Annotated in this window: 11 protein-coding genes and 1 pseudogene; 10 read left to right on the top strand and 2 right to left on the bottom strand. The window is 69.5% G+C overall.

Going from position 1 to position 17,851, the window contains the following annotated elements:
• Window positions 1-330 precede the first annotated feature (330 nt).
• Both AOK17_RS00515 and AOK17_RS00510 read left to right on the top strand, forming a co-directional pair.
• On the top strand, window positions 331-2,532 hold the full coding sequence (locus tag AOK17_RS00515; protein WP_425424582.1) for a M4 family metallopeptidase: 2,202 nt from the start codon (window positions 331-333) through the stop codon (window positions 2,530-2,532).
• 187 nt (window positions 2,533-2,719) lie between these two features.
• Complete coding sequence (locus AOK17_RS00510) at window positions 2,720-4,393, top strand: tetratricopeptide repeat protein (RefSeq protein WP_055610212.1); 1,674 nt, start codon at window positions 2,720-2,722, stop codon at window positions 4,391-4,393.
• Between the two features lie 52 nt (window positions 4,394-4,445).
• Here the strand turns inward: AOK17_RS00510 and AOK17_RS00505 are convergent, their stop codons facing one another.
• A complete protein-coding gene (locus AOK17_RS00505; RefSeq protein WP_055610211.1) occupies window positions 4,446-7,571 on the bottom strand; it encodes a discoidin domain-containing protein in 3,126 nt (1,041 codons plus the stop codon).
• A 426-nt stretch (window positions 7,572-7,997) separates the two neighbouring features.
• On the opposite strand from AOK17_RS00505, the pseudogene AOK17_RS00500 reads away from it, so the two are divergent.
• Window positions 7,998-8,528 (top strand): annotated as a pseudogene (locus AOK17_RS00500) (zinc-binding dehydrogenase); the annotation flags it as partial.
• A 48-nt stretch (window positions 8,529-8,576) separates the two neighbouring features.
• Here the strand turns inward: AOK17_RS00500 and icmF are convergent.
• Window positions 8,577-11,807, bottom strand: a complete 3,231-nt coding sequence (gene icmF, locus AOK17_RS00495; RefSeq protein WP_055610210.1) for a fused isobutyryl-CoA mutase/GTPase IcmF — start codon at window positions 11,805-11,807, stop codon at window positions 8,577-8,579.
• 334 nt (window positions 11,808-12,141) lie between these two features.
• Here icmF and AOK17_RS00490 point away from each other — a divergent pair, with 334 nt between their 5' ends.
• The 7 genes from AOK17_RS00490 (at window position 12,142) to AOK17_RS00460 (ending at window position 17,841) form a co-directional block, all read left to right on the top strand.
• Entirely contained in the window at window positions 12,142-12,981 is an 840-nt protein-coding gene (locus AOK17_RS00490; RefSeq protein WP_055610209.1) for a methyltransferase domain-containing protein, read from the top strand.
• A 113-nt stretch (window positions 12,982-13,094) separates the two neighbouring features.
• Window positions 13,095-13,562 (top strand): ribonuclease E activity regulator RraA, encoded by a 468-nt coding sequence (rraA, locus tag AOK17_RS00485; protein ID WP_055610208.1) that lies wholly within the window; start codon window positions 13,095-13,097, stop codon window positions 13,560-13,562.
• 48 nt (window positions 13,563-13,610) lie between these two features.
• A complete protein-coding gene (locus AOK17_RS00480) occupies window positions 13,611-14,369 on the top strand; it encodes an IclR family transcriptional regulator (RefSeq protein WP_055610207.1) in 759 nt (252 codons plus the stop codon).
• Window positions 14,370-14,634: 265 nt separating this feature from the next.
• Entirely contained in the window at window positions 14,635-15,759 is a 1,125-nt protein-coding gene (locus tag AOK17_RS00475) for a PP2C family protein-serine/threonine phosphatase (RefSeq protein WP_055610248.1), read from the top strand.
• 155 nt (window positions 15,760-15,914) lie between these two features.
• On the top strand, window positions 15,915-16,703 hold the full coding sequence (locus AOK17_RS00470; RefSeq protein WP_055610206.1) for an SGNH/GDSL hydrolase family protein: 789 nt from the start codon (window positions 15,915-15,917) through the stop codon (window positions 16,701-16,703).
• A gap of 64 nt (window positions 16,704-16,767) precedes the next feature.
• Window positions 16,768-17,358 (top strand): PadR family transcriptional regulator, encoded by a 591-nt coding sequence (locus AOK17_RS00465; RefSeq protein WP_055610205.1) that lies wholly within the window; start codon window positions 16,768-16,770, stop codon window positions 17,356-17,358.
• A gap of 99 nt (window positions 17,359-17,457) precedes the next feature.
• Complete coding sequence (locus tag AOK17_RS00460; protein ID WP_055610204.1) at window positions 17,458-17,841, top strand: VOC family protein; 384 nt, start codon at window positions 17,458-17,460, stop codon at window positions 17,839-17,841.
• The last annotated feature ends 10 nt before the right edge of the window (window positions 17,842-17,851 follow it).

Raw genomic sequence — 17,851 nt, 5'->3', positions numbered from 1 at the left:
CTGTGCGAGTGGTGTCACTCTGCTGTGGAACATTCACTGTTCGTTCACATCGCCACACCTGTCACACCTCCCACGTCCCCCACTCGTACATCCCCGCACTCTCACGTCGCACGCGTCATCGCGTCCTCGGATGCCTGCGCGTGTCGGCTCGTGCGGTGCTCCTTCCCGCTCCACCCCCCATTCCGGACCGGCCGCACCCAGTCGGTCCGCTCGCCGTCGGCCCTCACCAGGGGCCGGCTGTCGCAGGAGGAGAAGACCTTGTCCGGGTATCACCGTTCCACCCACCGGCGCAGACGCGCCGCGGCCCTGGCCCTCACGACCGCGAGCTCGATGCTCGTCCTCGGAGTCCAGGCCGGACCCGCATCCGCCGCACCCGCGGATCCCGGTTCCTCGAAGATCACCGCCACGCCGCGTGCCGGTGCCGCACAGACCGAGTTGTCACCCGCCAAGCGCACCGCGCTCCTCAAGAGCGCGACCGCCAACGCCGGCGACACGGCCGATCAACTCGGCCTCGGCGCCCGGGAGAAGCTCGTCGTCAAGGACGTCATCAAGGACGCCGACGGCACGACCCACACCCGGTACGAGCGCACCTACGCGGGACTCCCGGTCCTCGGCGGTGACCTGGTGCTGCACCTGAAGAACGGCCGGACCACCACGTCCAAGGCCACCCGCGCCACCATCGCGGTGCCCACCACCACGCCGAAGATCACCGCGGCCCGCGCCGCCACCAAGGCGCTCGCGATCGGCAAGGCGGCCGACGTGGAGCGGTCCGAGGTCGAAGGCAAGCCTCGGCTCGTCGTCTGGGCCGCCGCCGGGTCCAAGCCGGTCCTGGCCTGGGAATCCGTCGTCGAGGGGTTCCAGGAGGACGGCACGCCCAGCGAACTGCACGTCGTCACCGACGCGGCCTCCGGCAAGGTCGCCTCCAAGTACGAGAGCGTGCACACCGGCACGGGCACGGGCCAGTACAACGGCTCGGTCGCGGTCGGCACCACGGCGTCCGGTTCGTCGTACCAGATGGTCGACGGCGATCGCGCGGGCCAGCGCACGTACGACCTGAACCAGGGAACCTCCGGCACCGGCACACTCTTCACAGATGACAACGATGTCTGGGGCGACGGTACCCCGGGCAACCGGCAGACCGCCGGTGTCGACGTCGCCTTCGGGGCGGCGGCGACCTGGGACTACTACAAGAACGTTTACGGCCGCAACGGCATCCGCAACGACGGTGTCGCCGCCTACAGCCGCGCCCACTACGGCAACAACTACGTCAACGCCTTCTGGCAGGACTCCTGCTTCTGCATGACGTACGGCGACGGGTCGGGCAACGCCAAGCCGCTGACCTCGCTGGACGTGGCGGCCCACGAGATGACCCACGGCGTCACCAGCGCCACCGCCAACCTGACGTACTCGGGGGAGTCGGGCGGCCTGAACGAGGCGACCTCCGACATCTTCGCCGCGGCGGTGGAGTTCAACGCCGGTCTGGACGCCGACGTCCCCGACTACCTGGTCGGCGAGAAGATCGACATCAACGGCAACGGCACCCCGCTGCGGTACATGGACAAGCCCTCCAAGGACGGCCAGTCCCGCGACAACTGGGACGCCTCGCTGGGCGGCATCGACGTCCACTACTCCTCAGGTCCCGCGAACCACTTCTTCTACCTGCTGTCCGAGGGCAGCGGAGCGAAGACCGTCAACGGGGTCAACTACGACAGCCCCACCGCCGACGGCGTCCCGGTCGCGGGCATCGGCATCGAGAACGCGGCCCGGATCTGGTACCGCGCGCTGACGACGTACATGACGTCGTCGACCAACTACGCGGCCGCCAGGGTCGCGACCCTTCAGGCCGCGACTGACCTCTTCGGCGCCTACAGCGACACCTACCTCGCCGTCGCCGCCGCCTGGGCGGGCATCAACGTCGGTGACCGCATAGCGCTGGGCGTCAACGTCTCCCCGATCGACGACCAGACCTCCGGCGTCGGCCAGGAGGTGTCCCTGCAGATCGACGCGTACACGACCAACGCGGACGCGACGCTGACCTACGAGGTCACCGGCCTGCCCGACGGCCTGACCGCGAGCGACAGCGGGCTGATCTCCGGGGTCCCGACCACGACCGGCACCAGCGACGTCACCGTGAAGGTGACCGACAGCACGGGTGCGACCGTGTCGGACACCTTCGAGTGGCGGGTGGCGTACGTCTACGGCAACTCGACCCGGGTCGACATCCCCGACGTCGGTGCCGCGGTCGAGTCGCCCATCACCATCACGGGCCGCCCGGGCAACGCCTCGGCGACCACGGAGGTGTACGTCAACATCGTGCACACCTACCGGGGTGACCTGACGGTCGATCTGGTCGGACCCAACGGGACCGTGTACTCGCTGCTGAACCGCAGCGGCGGCTCGGCCGACAACGTGAACCAGACCTTCGTCGTGGACGCCTCGGCGCAGCCCGTCGACGGCACCTGGAAGCTGCGGGTCCGTGACGTGGCGTCGATCGACGTCGGTTACATCCAGCAGTGGAGGATCACTCCCTGACGCACCGCCCGCACTCACGCCCGCCCGGACCGAGCCATGGTCCGGGCGGGCGTTCGCGTCGTACCTTCCAGCCGTACGTGCCGGTCGCCCGCTGTCGCTGTGGCGTGTCAGGTATCGCCTCTAGCCTCGGTGGTAGAGATGTCCCTCCCGGCTTCGGCTACGGAGGCAGTACAGGAGAGGCGGACCGATGGACTACTACGATCTCGGCACCCACAACCGGCCCGTGACGACAACGTCCCCCGAGGCCCAGAAGTGGTTCGACCGCGGCCTGGTCTGGTCGTACGCCTTCCACCACGAGGAAGCCGTCTCCTGCTTCGAGGCCGCCGTGGCGGCGGATCCCGACTGCGCCATGGCCCACTGGGGCATCGCCTACGCCCTGGGCCCCAACTACAACAAGCCCTGGGAGTTCTTCGACGGCGAGGACCTGGCCCGTACCGTCGACCGTACCCACGCCGCCGTGGAACTCGCGCAGGAGAAGGCAGCCGGAGCCACCCCCGTCGAACAGGCGCTGATCGGAGCGCTGCGGGCCCGCTATCCGCAGGCGGAGGCGGTCGAGGACTGCTCGGTGTGGAACGAGCCCTACGCCGACAGCATGCGCGCCGTGTACGAACTCGCCCCCGACGACCTCGACATCGCCACGCTCTACGCCGACGCGCTGATGAACCTCACCCCGTGGCAGCTGTGGGACCTGCGCACCGGTGAGCCGGCCGAGGGCGCGCGCACGCTCGCCGCGAAGGCGGTCCTGGAACGGGCGATCGCCACCGAGGCAGGGGCGCGCCACCCGGGCATCCTGCACATGTACATCCACCTCATGGAGATGTCCTCGGTCCCCGAGACCGCGCTGCCCGTCGCGGACCGGCTCCGCGGCCTTGTTCCCGACGCCGGCCACCTGCAGCACATGCCCACACACCTGGACGTGCTCTGCGGCGACTACCGGCGCGTGGTGTCCGACAACAGCACGGCGATCGTCGCCGACGAGAAGTACCGAGCGCGGGCCGGCGCGATGAACTTCTACACGCTGTACCGGTCGCACAACTACCACTTCAAGATCTACGGTGCGATGTTCCTCGGCCAGTCCAAGACGGCCCTGGAGACCGCGGCCCAGCTCGAAGCCTCCATCCCGGAGGACCTGTTGAGGGTGCAGAGTCCGCCCATGGCGGACTGGCTTGAGGCCTTCCTCGCCATGCGGGTCCACGCGCTGATCCGGTTCGGCCGCTGGTCCGACATCGTGGAACTGCCGCTGCCCGCCGACCTGAAGCTGTACTGCGCGACGACCGCGATGCTGCACTACGCGCGCGGGGTCGCGTTCTCGGCCACCGGCCGGGTGACCGAGGCCGAGGCCGAACGCGAACTGTTCCGTGAGGCGGTCACCCGGGTTCCCGAGACGCGGATGCTGTTCAACAACACCTGCGCCGACATCCTCGCGATCGCGTCGGCGATGCTCGACGGCGAACTGGAGTACCGCAAGGGCAACCACGAAGCCGCCTTCGCCGCCCTGGAACGGTCCATCGAACTGGACGACAACCTCCCCTACGACGAACCGTGGGGCTGGATGCAGCCCACCCGCCACGCGTACGGCGCCCTCCTCCTCGAACAGGGCCGCGTCGAGGAGGCCGAAGCCGTCTACCGGGCCGACCTGGGCCTGGACGACACACTCCCGCGCGCCCTCCAGCACCCCGGCAACGTCTGGGCCCTGCACGGCTTCCACGAATGCCTCGTCCGGCTGGGCAAGGCGAGGGAGGCGCAGATCGTGGCCCAACAACTGAAGATCGCGACGGCGTTGGCGGACGTAGTGGTTGAGGCGTCGTGCTTCTGCCGCCTTGAAGCGGTCAACGGCGGTGCCGACGGCGGGTGTTGCTGAAGGTGGGCGAGGCAACGTCCTCGCCCACCCCCCCCGGAGGTGTTCGGTGCGGTCACTCCTGCGCGACAGTGAGGGCGACGAGTGAGGCAGGGCGCGCGGTTGATGTGATGACCCGCAGTGCCACGTAGCGGGCGGTGCGGTCGGTGCGCAGGACGCCGCGCGCCGACAGTCGCGCCGCGCCACTGTACGTACGCCCGTCCAGGCTGAACTCGACCTGGGATGCGGGGGTATGGCCGCCTCGCCACTGGGTCCGGATCTCGGTGATGTGCTGTTCGGAGCCCAGGTCGACGACCATGCGACCGTCGGGACCGGGCTTCCATGCGGTGCCCGCGTCGCCGTCGACCGCGGCCTTGGGGTCCGTCATGCCAGGTGGCAACGGCGCGGTCGGGAAGGTGGTGCGGCCGAGTGCCAGGTCGGCCAGGGGGTACGCAGTGGCGCGCGGCACGGTGACGGTGGTCGTCCGGCCTGCCCGGACCGTGGCATTGACGCTCTTGCCCTGAGCCGAGACGGTCACGTGGCAGGAGGGGCCGGTGAGTCGTACGGTGCGGCCGTCGCGTACCTCGGCGCGGAGCCCGACAGGAACGCGACCGCCGGAGAGGACGATGCGCGCAGGCGCCAGGACGGCAGTGGCAGCGGCCAGCTCGGCGTGGAAGGCCGTGCCCGATTCGGTGACAGTCTGAAAGCCTTGGTAGAGGCGGATTCCCGCGGCAGGCGAACCCGGGATCGTCACGGTGGTGGTCACGGCGTCCGAGGAGAGGTTGAACAGGCTCAGGTGGTGGTCGGTGAGGGCCGCCTTCACCTGAGCGGACTGCGTCGAGGGGGTCTTGCGGGCGGCGGCGGTACGCAGTTCCTCGGGTGTTGCGCCGGGGAGTGCCTCGATGAGCACGCTCTCGGCCGGTCCGTCGGAGAGGACGACCGTGTCTCCGTACACCGAGATCGGGTTGGCGCCGCCTCGTACGAGGAGCCCCGCGCGGCCGTCGATGTCCAGCCATCCGCCGCGGCTGGTGAGGTCCGGTCGCGGCCAGGCGCCCAGGTCGGTCCACTGCTGCCCGTCGACCGATCCCTGTATCCGGTACGCACGGCCCGCCGCGGCCTCCCAGCGAAGCGTCACCCGGTCCACGTCCCGGGACGCGCCCAGGTCGACCGCTATCCAGCTGTCCGCCCGTGGACGGTCCGCGCGCGACACCGCCCAGCGGCTTGTGGCGACGCCGTCGACGGCGAGCCTGGGCTCCTTGCCCGGGTCGAAGGAGGAGGCGGAGGCTGTCGCCCCGGCCTCGCGCGCCTGGTCGCCGCCCGAGGCTCCGTCACGTATCTCGAAGGCGTACAGCGAATAGCCGTACGACGGGTCGGGGCGCACCCCGAGCATGCGCAGATGACGGAACTGGGCACGCGGAAAGGTGAGTTCGTCGACGCGTGGGCCGGCGGTCGTGCCACCGCTCCCGGCCACGACCGTTGTGCTTCCCTCGGCCGCCCGATAGGTGCGCTTCCCGTCCAGCCCCGGCATGCCAGGCATGGTCAGGTTGCGCACCTCCAAGTGGCCCTCGCCGTACGCCGTTCCGGAGGTCGCGTACACGACGGCGCCGGACGGCAGCGTGGTGAACCCCGCGTACCCCCGGTCCAGGGTGAGCAGGCTCGCGCTGCCGTCGAACCCGTCCCGCGTCCGCGAGTACGTGACGACCGAACGTCCGGTGACCTTGGCGCCGGTGCTGGGCAGGAACATCGGTGTCGGACCGCTGAGTGCGAACAGCCAGTCGTCGTGGGCCGGTTGCCAGGCGAACTTCACGAAGCCGGACTTGCTGACGACACCGGACCAGGCGCCCGGTGACTGATGGGAGACGAGGCCGGGCCCCCGGCCGTAGTCGGTGACGCCACTGGCCTGCTCGAAGAGCTCGCGCTGCGACAGCGGACGCACAGGTGCTTGCCCCGATCGGGCCCGCCACTCGTGCAGCAGGTAGCTGATGGCCAGTTCGGCCCGGGCCTCCGGCTCGTACTTGGACTCGCCCGAGAACTTCGCGAGGCGGTACTGCGGCGGGTACTCCTGATACGCCTCCAGGCGCTCGGCCAGGGCCACTTCACAGCGGGCCGCCGCACGGTCGCCGACGACCTGGGCCAGGAAGGCGAGCGGAATGACGTCCCGCCCGTAGAGGTGCTCGCGATCGGCGACCATCGGCATCAGGGGCTCGCCGGCGTCGCTCATCACGCCGAGCAGGGTGCGCCACAACGGCCCGGCGTTCGGCTGTGCCGTGAACACCTCGGGCAGAGCCCGGCCCGCGGCGAGGAAGTGGGCGCTGTTGCGTCCCGAAGTGCGCCAGAGTTCTTCCTGATAGTGCGGGCCGAACGAACCGTGGTTCTCGACGATGAACGTGTCATAGAGGTTCTGCGCGGTGTTCGCGCTGACGGCGACCCCGTCCACGCGGGCCGGGTTGGCGAGGTCCGCGGCCGGCAGCCCCGCCTCGTTGCGGCTCCAGTGGCCGAAGGCGGCGCGCCACGCCTCGTACCGCGGATCGTCGCTCGCCCAGGCCAGACCGGGAGCCAGTGCCTGGGTGTAGACCCCCATCTCCTCCAACTTGGTGTCGCCTTCGAATCCGCCGCTCAGGCCGTGCGGGGTCCAGCCGCCGGAGTCGGGATCGTCGCCCGTCCCCAACTGCGCGGTGAACTGGGCCTGTTCGCGGGCGATGGTGTCGACGTTCCGGCGTGTCGCCTCATCGAGGTCGTCCCACAACAGGCGGGCCGCGAGCACGAAGTACGACTGGAACGTGGTGTCCCAGAACAGCCGCCGCCCCCACTTTGTGCCGCCGGTCAGCCGGTTGGACGCAGCGAAGTGCTTCACGGTGGCGACGGTCCTGGCACGCAGGGTGTCCTTGTCGACCCCGGCACGCTCGGCGTCGTACGGGCCCCGGGTCAGCAGTACGGCGTTGCCGAGTACGACGGCGAAGCCGAAGTCCTTGTCGGTGTAGTGGCCCTGGGCCGGGTCCCATTGCTGTTCCGACCACCGGGTGTGGGAGAGCAGCACGCGGTAGTACGTGTCGGAGACAGGGTCCCCTCCGGGGGCCACCGCGGTTGTCGCGGCGGAGGCCCGGCCCGAACCCAGGGCGAGCGGGAGGCCGGTCACGATGCCGGAAGCGCCGAGGAGTTGCAGGGATTGACGGCGTGTGAACCCCACGGCGCGCTGCGACATGGACGCAACCTTTCGACAACGTTGTCAGAGTGTGCGGTCATTCTGCGGTCGCCCCCTCCGCGCGTCAAGGCTCTCGGCGCCCCTGGTGATGCCCGGAGGGTCATGCGTGACGATCGGTGCACGCGCACCTCTGGCCCAATCAAGCATTTCCTGCAGCACCGTTGACCGACGGATCGAACGCCACTTAGGTTTCCTGGAGGCGAAAGCGCTTGCTGGGACCCGTCGTTCACGCCAGGCGACCCATTGGGTCGCGCTCCCGCTCCATGTCGGCTGCCCGCCTGATGGAGAGTCCCTGGGCGGCAACGCGTATGGCGCGATCTTCGCTCCTGTATCTCTGTGTGATGGCAACGTTGTCATGACGCTCCGGCCGCTGAACTCCGCACCGCTGAACCCATCGAACCCAGCGACTCCATGAAGAAGTCCATCCTCAAGGCCCGCCCCGGAGCCCGCGTACTCGTCGTCGCCCGCGGCAGCATCGGCCTGTACGTGTGCGACATGGCCCGCGCACTCGGCGCCTCCTCCGTGCTGTACGTCGACCCGGACCCCGAACACCGCACCCTCGCCCGCAGCTACGGCGCCACCACGGCCGAGGCCATCGAGCCCATGCCGCACGCCTTCGACCTCGCCGTCGAGGCCACCGGCCGCGTCGACCAGCTCGCCCTGGCCGTCAAGTCCCTCGCACCCGAAGGCATCTGCGAGTCGGCAGGCAACCACTTCCGCCCCGGCGAACTGCCCCTGCTTGACATGTACCTCACCGGCGTCACCCTGCGCGTAGCCCGCGACAACGTACGCAACCACATCGCCGACGCCCTGGAACTCGCCGCTTCGGGAAAGGTCGCCCCCGAACGCGTCGTCTCACACGTCATCGACTGGGAACAACTGCCCGACGTGCTACCCGGAAAGCACCTCAAGCCCGTCTTCGTACGCGACACCACCCCGCCCTCCACCACAGGCTGACACTCGACCCGGCCGCGTAACGGGGGACTTGACGCGACCGGTGCCGGATCAGACGTTGCGGCGGTACTGGCCCCCCACCTCGAAGAACGCGTCGGTGATCTGCTGGAGGGAGCAGACTCGGGCGGTCTCCATGAGGACGGCGAAGACGTTGTCGCCGCTGACGGCCGCGTCCTTGAGGGCGGTCAGGGCCGCGTGGGCCGGGTCGCGGTGGCGGGACTGGTAGTCGCGTACGCGCTCCAGCTGGGACTGCTTCTCGTCCTCCGTGGCGCGGGCCAGCTCGATGACGACGGGTTCGGCGGTGTCCGCGTGCGGGTTGCGGAAGGTGTTGACACCGATGAGGGGCAGGGTGCCGTCGTGCTTGCGCTGCTCGTAGAGCATCGATTCGTCCTGGATGCGGCCGCGCTGGTAGCCGGTCTCCATGGCGCCGAGCACGCCGCCCCGCTCGCTGATCCGCTCGAACTCCTGGAGGACGGACTCCTCGACCAGATCGGTGAGTTCGTCGATGATGAACGAGCCCTGGAGGGGGTTCTCGTTCATCGCCAGGCCCCATTCCCTGTTGATGATCAACTGGATGGCCAGGGCCCGTCGGACGGAGTCCTCGGTGGGGGTGGTCACGGCCTCGTCGTACGCGTTGGTGTGCAGGCTGTTGCAGTTGTCGTAGATGGCGATGAGCGCCTGCAGAGTGGTGCGGATGTCGTTGAAGTCCATCTCCTGGGCGTGCAGGGAGCGTCCTGAGGTCTGGACGTGGTACTTCAGCTTCTGGCTGCGCTCGTTGGCCCCGTACTTCTCCTTCATCGCGACGGCCCAGATCCGGCGGGCGACGCGGCCCAGGACCGAGTACTCCGGGTCCATGCCGTTGGAGAAGAAGAACGACAGGTTGGGGGCGAAGTCGTCGATGTGCATGCCCCGCGCGAGGTAGGCCTCCACATAGGTGAAGCCGTTGGCGAGGGTGAAGGCGAGCTGGCTGATGGGGTTCGCCCCGGCTTCGGCGATGTGGTAGCCGGAGATGGACACCGAGTAGAAGTTGCGGACCTTGTTGGCGATGAACCACTCCTGGATGTCCGCCATCATCCGCAGGCTGAACTCGGTGGAGAACAGACAGGTGTTCTGCCCCTGGTCCTCCTTGAGGATGTCGGCCTGCACCGTGCCGCGCACGTTCGCCAGAGCGTGCGCACGTAGTACGTCCGTCTCCTCGGGGGAGGGGTCGCGGCCCTCGGCGGTTCGGAACCTGTCGATCTGCTGGTCGATGGCGGTGTTGAGGAAGAACGCGAGCACGGTGGGGGCCGGGCCGTTGATCGTCATCGACACCGAGGTCGTCGGCGCGATCAGGTCGAAGCCGTCGTACAGCGTCTTCATGTCGTCCAGGGTCGCCACCGACACGCCGGAGGTGCCGACCTTGCCGTAGATGTCGGGACGTTCGTCCGGGTCGCGGCCGTAGAGGGTGACCGAGTCGAAGGCGGTGGACAGCCGGGTGGCCGGCTGGCCCTCGGACAGCAGCTTGAAGCGTCGGTTGGTGCGGAACGGATCTCCCTCGCCGGCGAACATCCGCGCCGGGTCCTCACCGTCGCGCTTGAAGGGGAACACCCCGGCGGCGAACGGGAAGTGGCCCGGCAGGTTCTCCCGGCGCCAGAACCGCACCAGCTCCCCGTGGTCGGTGAACCGGGGCAGCGAGACACGCGGGATCTTGTTGCCCGAAAGCGACTCGCGCGTCAGCTGGGTGCGGATCTCCTTGTCCCGCGCCTTCACGACCAGCTCGTCGCCGGAGTACGAGGCCACGACGGCGGGCCAGTTCGCGATCTGCTCCCTGACGTCCTGCGGGAGCTGCTTGCGGGCGCCGTCGAGCAGCGACTGGACGTTTCCCGCCTCGGAGCCGGCCGCGACCAGCTCGCCCTCGACCGCCTCCAGGCGCTGCACCCGCCGGGTGGCCTCGGCCAGCACCTCGGTGGCGGCGTGATACCCGCGGACCGAGTCGGTGATCTCGGCGAGGTAGCGCACCCGGTCGGCCGGAACCACCTGCCGGATGCCGGAGGAGTGGCGCACGTCGACCGGCGCCAGCGTGCCCTCGGACAACGGCAGCCCGTGCTCGGCCAGCGCCGCCTTCACGTACTGGTAGAGCGCGGTGACACCGTCGTCGTTGAACGTGGCCGCCGAGGTGCCGATGACCGGCATGTCCTCGGGCCGCTTCCCGAACGCCTCGCGGTTACGCACCAGTTGGCGGCCCACGTCGCGCAGCGCGTCCTTGGCACCGCGCCGCTCGAACTTGTTGATCGCCACGACGTCGGCGAAGTCGAGCATGTCGATCTTCTCCAGCTGCGAGGCGGCGCCGAACTCCGGCGTCATCACGTACATCGAGGTGTCGACGAACGGCACGATCGCCGCGTCACCCTGGCCGATGCCCGGTGTCTCCACGATCACCAGGTCGAAGCCGGCGGCCTTGACCACGTCGATCACCTCGGACAGGTGCGCGGGCAGCTCGTGGCTGCCGCGGGTGGCAAGGCTCCGGAAGAAGATCCGGTTCCCGTCGAGGGAGTTCATCCGGATCCGGTCACCGAGCAGCGCACCGCCGCCACGGCGCCGCGTCGGGTCGACCGCGATCACCGCGATCCGCAGCTTGTCCTGCTGGTCGAGACGGAACCGGCGCACCAGCTCGTCGGTGAGCGACGACTTGCCCGAGCCGCCGGTGCCGGTGATGCCGACCACCGGCGTGCTGCGTACGGCCCCGGCGGCACGCAGCTGCTCCAGGAGATCCGGGGGCAGCTTGCCGAGTTCCGCACCGGTGATGGCGCGGGCGATCGCGAACCGGTCGCCCGCGAGTACGGCGGCCGTGTCGGCAGGCTTGCCGTCCCAGAGGTCGAAGTCGCAGTCCTTCACCACCGTGTTGACCATCCCGGCGAGGCCCATGCGCTGGCCGTCCTCCGGGGAGAAGATGGTCACCCCGCTGTTGCGGAGCCGGGTGATCTCCTCGGGCACGATGACGCCGCCCCCGCCGCCCACCACACGGACGTGCTCGGCTCCCTGCCGGCGCAGCGAGTCGACCAGGTATTCGAAGTACTCCACGTGCCCGCCCTGGTAGGACGAGACCGCCACGCCGTGTGCGTCCTCCTCAAGGGCCGCGTCCACGACCTCCTGCACCGACCGGTTGTGCCCGAGATGGATCACCTCGGCCCCTTGGGACTGGAAGATCCGCCGCATGATGTTGATCGAGGCGTCATGCCCGTCGAACAGCGCCGAAGCGGTGACCAGACGGATGGGGTGCACGGGGCGGTGCAGGTCGCTCATGGGGGCCTTCCCAGACAGGTCAGGGGAACGCTGACTAACTAGATAGTAGGACGTCCTAGTAAATTACAGGAGGCGACAGTGGTGTGAGCAGAAGCACAGGGAGCGCGCGAGTCGGCTCGGCGTCTTGAGGCTCCCCTGTCGGGTGCCGCGCAGGCTACAGGCTCGCCGACCGCCGACCGCCGACCGCCGACCGCCGACCGCCGACCGCCGACCGCCGACCGCCGACCGCCGACCGCCGACCGCCGACCGGCGGACGGCACGGGGAGGACCCCGACCGATCCGGCCGGCCCGAGGAGTGGGCCACGACTGCCCTGTTCAGGGCTAGCTTTCACCCATGAGCCGCCGCAACGTGCCACACGCCTTCACCGCGGTCGACAGCCAAGCCCGGCCGGCCGAACTCGTCGAGGTCCTGAAGCGGCTGACCGCCGAGCCGTTCTACGAGTCCTACAAACGACGGCTGCGAAGTCTTCTGCGAGCCGGTCCCGGCGGCCGATTCCTCGACGTGGGCGCCGGAGCGGGAGACGGCGCGCTGGCTCTGAGTACGGAATCGGGAGCACAGGTCGTGGGAGCGGACAGTTCCCTGACGATGGCCACCGTGATGAAGGGCGCGGGCCTCGGACACGTCGTCGTGGCGGACGGGCACCGTCTCCCGTTCCGGGACTCGTGCTTCGACGGCGCCTGTGCGGATCGAGTGCTGCAGCACGTGGAGGACCCGGCGCGGGTGGTCGACGAGATGTCCCGGGTGGTCCGTCCCGGCGGCCGGGTCGTGCTGGCCGACCCCGACTACGCCACCCAGGTCCTCGACATCGAGGACCAGCAACTCGCCGCCCAGGTGCTGCGCTTCCGCGCCGAGGTCAACCTGCGAAACGGCACGCTGGCGCATCGACATGCGGGCATGCTCGCCGCCCGCGCCCTGGAAGACGTTGCGGTGGAGGCCCACACCCTCGTCGTCCGCGACCCGACAGCCGTCGACAACGTGATGGGACTCCGGAGCTGGGCCCACACCGCTGCCGCTCGCGGACATCTCGACACCGCTGACGCCGACCGGTTCGTCGTCCAGTTCGATCAGGCGGTCCGCACGGGACACTTCACCTACGCCGTCACCTTCTTCGTGACCTCAGGGACAGTGCCGGTCGCGGGGGTGCCTGCTCATCGCGAGGGTGTTGACCGCTGACGGAATGCCCTGCCCGCAGGCACCCTCACCACGCCCCCTTAGGCTTTGGCCGGCGGATCGCCGAGCGCCGACGAGCCGCCCCAGGGCACCTGAGTCTCAACGAGGGGAATCCGATGAAGCCCACAGCCGACCTCTACGACGAGCACGGGGACGACCTCCAGTCGTGCACCACCCAGTTCCGGCTCTTCGGTGCCCGGACGTCGTTCGAGGGCGTCGTCACGACCGTGCGGTGCCACGAGGACAACGTGATCCTCAAGGCCACCCTCGGTGAGCCCGGTGCGGGCCGGGTGCTCGTCGTCGACGGCGGTGGCTCGCTGGCCGCCGCTCTGATGGGGGATCTCATCGCCGACCTGGGCGCGTCCAGCGGCTGGGAGGGTGTCGTCATCAATGGCGCCGTCCGTGATGTCGAGGCACTGTCCAAGATCAACCTTGGCGTGAAGGCCCTGGGATCCAACCCCCGTAAGAGCCGCAAGGAGGGTGTCGGGGACAGGGACGTCGAGGTCTCGTTCGGCGGAGTGGCGTTTACGCCCGGCTGCCACCTCTACAGCGACATCGACGGGATCCTCGTCACTCGCGCATAGGGCTCTGCTCGCCTTGCTCCCGTCGCCCGTCCGGCGCACGCTGGTGTCATGGGCGAGCACGACGGCCCCACCCTCATCACGTCCGTCCAGCGGGCCTTCCGCCTCCTGGAAGCCGTCAGCGCGCACCAGAACGGGGCGCCGGCGAAGCAGCTGGCACGCGAGACGGGCCTGCCCCTGGCCACCGCCTATCACCTGTTGCGGACGCTGGTCCATGACGGATACCTGCGGAAGCTGGACGACGGCGGCTTCGTCCTCGGCGACAAGCTGCAGATGATGCAGAGCACGGGCCGTGGGCAGGCACTGCTCAGCCGTGTCCGCCCCACGCTCGCCGCGCTGCGCGACGAGCTCACGACCGCCGCGTACCTCACCTTCTACGAGGAGGGCGAGATCCGGGTCGCCGAGATCGTCGACGGCCCCCGGGCGCCCCGCGTCGACCTCTGGGTGGGATTCGAGGACGCGGGCCACGCCACCGCGCTGGGCAAGGCCGTGCTGCGGGAACTGGACGACGAGGACCGCAAGGACTACCTCTCCAGGCACCACCTCGCCGACCTCACACCGCGGACGATCACCAGCAGGCCGGAACTTCTCCGGCGCCTGGACACCTCACCCGTAGCCCCGGCCGTCACGGACCTGGAGGAGTACGCCCTGGGCACGGTCTGCGTCGCCGTGCCCGTCTACAGCGGGGACACGCTCGGCTCGCTCGGTGTCTCGATGCCGGTGGACCGGCTCTCCCGGCTGCAGGACATCCGGGAGCGGCTGATCCCGACAGCGAACCGCGTGACCAGGAGCCTGTCGCTCACTATCTGAAAATCCGCTCCTTGTGACGGCAGGGGCCGACACCGTTTCCTGGATGAAACCGGCATTTCAGGAATGTGCGCCGTGCACAGGTGAGGACAGCGGACGAAGTATGAGTCAGGCCCGTGATCATGGCGGCACCCACTGGTCCATACGGACACTCAAACACTGGCATATACGGACACTCGATCACTGGTCCATACGGAAACTCGGGAACCGCGTGACCGATCCCGGAGCTTCGGGACGCGGCCGGGCCACCGGGCGGCCGGCCGTCGGGATGCCCGTACTGCACGCACTGCCCGTGCTGATCGTCTCCGTCGTCGTGCTCGCCGATTTCGTCGGCGGAGCGGGCATGGTGTGGCTGCCCCTGCTCGCGGCCGGGCCCGCGCTGGCCGCCACCACGAATGGGCCGCGCGGTGTCGTGTGCGTGGGTGTCCTCGCCGCTGTGCTCGGGGCGGCGCTCGGATCCCGGGACGGCGTTCCGGGCCGTGAACTGGCGGCCGTACTGTCCGCCCTGGCCGCCGTCACCGTGGCGAGTGGCCTGGCAAGCGTGCTGCGCGGGCGTCGTGACCGGGTGCTCGCCGCCGTCCGCTCGGTCGCGGAGACCGCCCAGCACGCGCTGCTCAAGCCCGTACCGGCGACCGTCGGCCCGTTCCAGGTGGCCGTCCGCTACAGCGCCGCGGCTGCCGAGGCCCGTATCGGCGGGGATCTCTACGCGCTGATACCCACCCCGTACGGAGTGCGGCTGATCGTCGGCGATGTGCGCGGCAAGGGACTGCCCGCCGTGGGGACGGCCGCGCTGGTGCTCGGTGTCTTCCGCGAGGCCGCCTACGACGAGCCGGATCTCCTCACCGTCATAGACAGGATCGAGCGGAGCCTGGCGCGCAACCTCGGTTGCGACGACTTCGTCACCGCCGTGGTCGCCGGCTACTCACAGGCCGGGCAACTGGAGGTGGTGAACTGCGGGCACGCGCCTCCGCTGCTGATACGCGCCTCCGGAGGCGTCGAGCTGGTGGAGCCCACGCATCCGGCCCCGCCCCTCGGCCTGCGCGCCCTCATGAAACACACCCCCGCCCTGGAGGTCGTGCCGTTCACCGACGGGGATCAGCTGCTGCTCTACACCGACGGGGTCACCGAGGCCCGGGACCGCGGACGTGAGTTCTACCAGCTCGCCGAAGGGCTGGCACGCCACGTGTCCGACGAGCCGGCCCGCACCCTCACCGCACTGCATGACGAACTGCTGGCCCATGTCGGCGGTCGGCTCCACGACGACGCGGCACTGCTCCTGATCCGCAAACCGACGCTCCGGGAAGTGGCGGTTCCCGAACCGACAGATCGCGGAGCGAGCGGAGCAACTGATTCCGAAGCGGCCGTTGCTCACCAGACGGCGCGTTCGGTGTGACGCAGAGGGCCACCGGTGCCGAAATTCGGCGGAGTCTTGCCCCGTACCGGCATGTGCACTTCCTGGGATAGTCAACTATCTTAATAGCCGACTAGTTAGTCATCCGCTCCCGCTCTGCAGGCAGCGGGGGCCGAGCTCGGAGAAGGCGGGCGATCATGGCGAACGGTGGCTACGCGCGGTACGTCGCCCTGGGTGACAGCCAGACCGAGGGACTCGGTGACGACGACGGCACCGGGAACCCGAGAGGGTGGGCGGACCGGCTCGCCGAGCAGATCGCGCGGACCGACCCCGACCTCCTGTACGCCAACCTCGCCGTCCGTGGGCGCCTCGCGGGTGAGGTGCGCTCGCAGCAGCTGGAGCCCGCGCTGGCGCTGCGCCCGGATCTGGCGACGGTCGTCGCCGGTGTCAACGACGTGCTGCGTCCCCGTTTCGACGCCGACGAGGTGGCCGAGCACCTGGAGGCGATGTTCGCCGCGCTCACCGGGAGCGGTGCCCGCGTCGCGACGCTGACCTTCCCCGACTTCGCGCGGATCGTCCCGGCCGCCAGACCCATCGCCCACCGGGTCACCGCACTGAACAGCCGCATTCGCGAGGCGGCCCGACGCCACGGTGTCGTGGTGGCCGACGCGGAGCCCCACCCGGTGGTCACCGACCTCCGGCTGTGGAGTCCCGACCGCCTGCACGCGAGCCCGCGCGGACATGCCCTGATCGCCGCTGCCGTCGCCGAGGCACTCGCCGTACCGGGAAGCGACGACAGCTGGATCCGGCCCCTGTCCGACGACGCACCCAGGCATTCGAGGCTGCGCGCCGTCGGGACCGAGCTGCGCTGGGCGGGCTCCTTCCTCGGCCCCTGGCTCGCCCGTCGCCTGCGCGGGCGCTCGTCAGGCGACGGCCGGGAAGCCAAGCGACCCACCCTGCTTCCGGTGGCCCAGATCATCGAATGACCCCTCGTGAGGGCCCGTTCACCGTCGTCGCATTGAGTAATCAACAGGCTGTTAGGTTGGATTCATGGCTCTTCGCAACGCGGTGATGGCGGCGCTTCTGGAGGGTGAGGCGTCGGGGTACGACCTCGCCAAGGGGTTCGAGGCGTCGGTCGCCAACTTCTGGATGGCCACACCGCAGCAGATCTACCGCGAGCTCGAACGTATGGAGGGCGAGGGCCTCGTCGCCGCCCGCGTCGTACAGCAGGAGCGCCGTCCGAACAAGCGGCTGTTCTCGCTCACCGAGGAGGGCCTTGCCGCCGTACGGGCCTACACCGCCGAACCGCCCGCCAAACCGACCGCGATCCGGGACGAGTTGCTGGTCAAGGTCCAGTGCGTGGACGTCGGCGACGCGGAAGCCGTACGAACCGCCATCGCCCAGCGCATGGAGCTGGCCGCGACCAAGATCGCGCGCTACGAGCGGGTACGGGAATGGCTGCTGGCCGGACGTACCGAGGACGAGTACTTCACCACGGCCGATCGCATCGGGCCCTATCTCACCTGTCTGCGGGGGCTGTCCCTCGAACGGGACAACCTGACCTGGGGTGAGGTGGCCCTCAAGCGGCTCGCGCAACGCGCGGAGGCGCTCGCCTCCCCGGCACGTGAGGCACGTGACTGACCGCGTACGCCCCGCCGCGATGTGGCGGTTGCTCATGTGGCGGTTGCTCATGCCGCGGCCGACGACCGACTCTCGGGCCGTCTATGTACACTCCCCGGCATGGCATGCCGCATCAGTGAACTGGTCCTCGACTGTGCCGATCCCGAGCGGCTCGCCGCATTCTGGTGCGAGGTCCTCGGCTACGTGGAACTCGACCGGGAGGACGACGGAAGCATCGAGATCGGGCCGCCCGATGTCGGCTTCGGCGGTCTGCAGCCCACCCTCGTCCTGAGCCCGAGCAGCGACCCGCGGAGGGGGAAGCTCCCACTGCACATCGACGTCAACGCCACGGACCGCGACCAGGACGCCGAGTTGGAGCGGTTGCTCGCCCTCGGCGCCAGGCCCGCCGACGTCGGCCAGACCGGCACCGAGAACTGGCACACCCTGGCCGACCCGGAAGGCAACGAGTTCTGCCTCCTGCACACCCGGCTCAAGCCCCTCTGACCTGGCCGGG

This window comes from Streptomyces phaeochromogenes (genome assembly GCF_001418655.1).
GTDB classification, from domain to species: domain Bacteria; phylum Actinomycetota; class Actinomycetes; order Streptomycetales; family Streptomycetaceae; genus Streptomyces; species Streptomyces phaeochromogenes.
The sequence above is the reverse complement of the archived record's forward strand: the minus strand, read 5'-3'. Positions and strand labels throughout refer to the sequence as shown.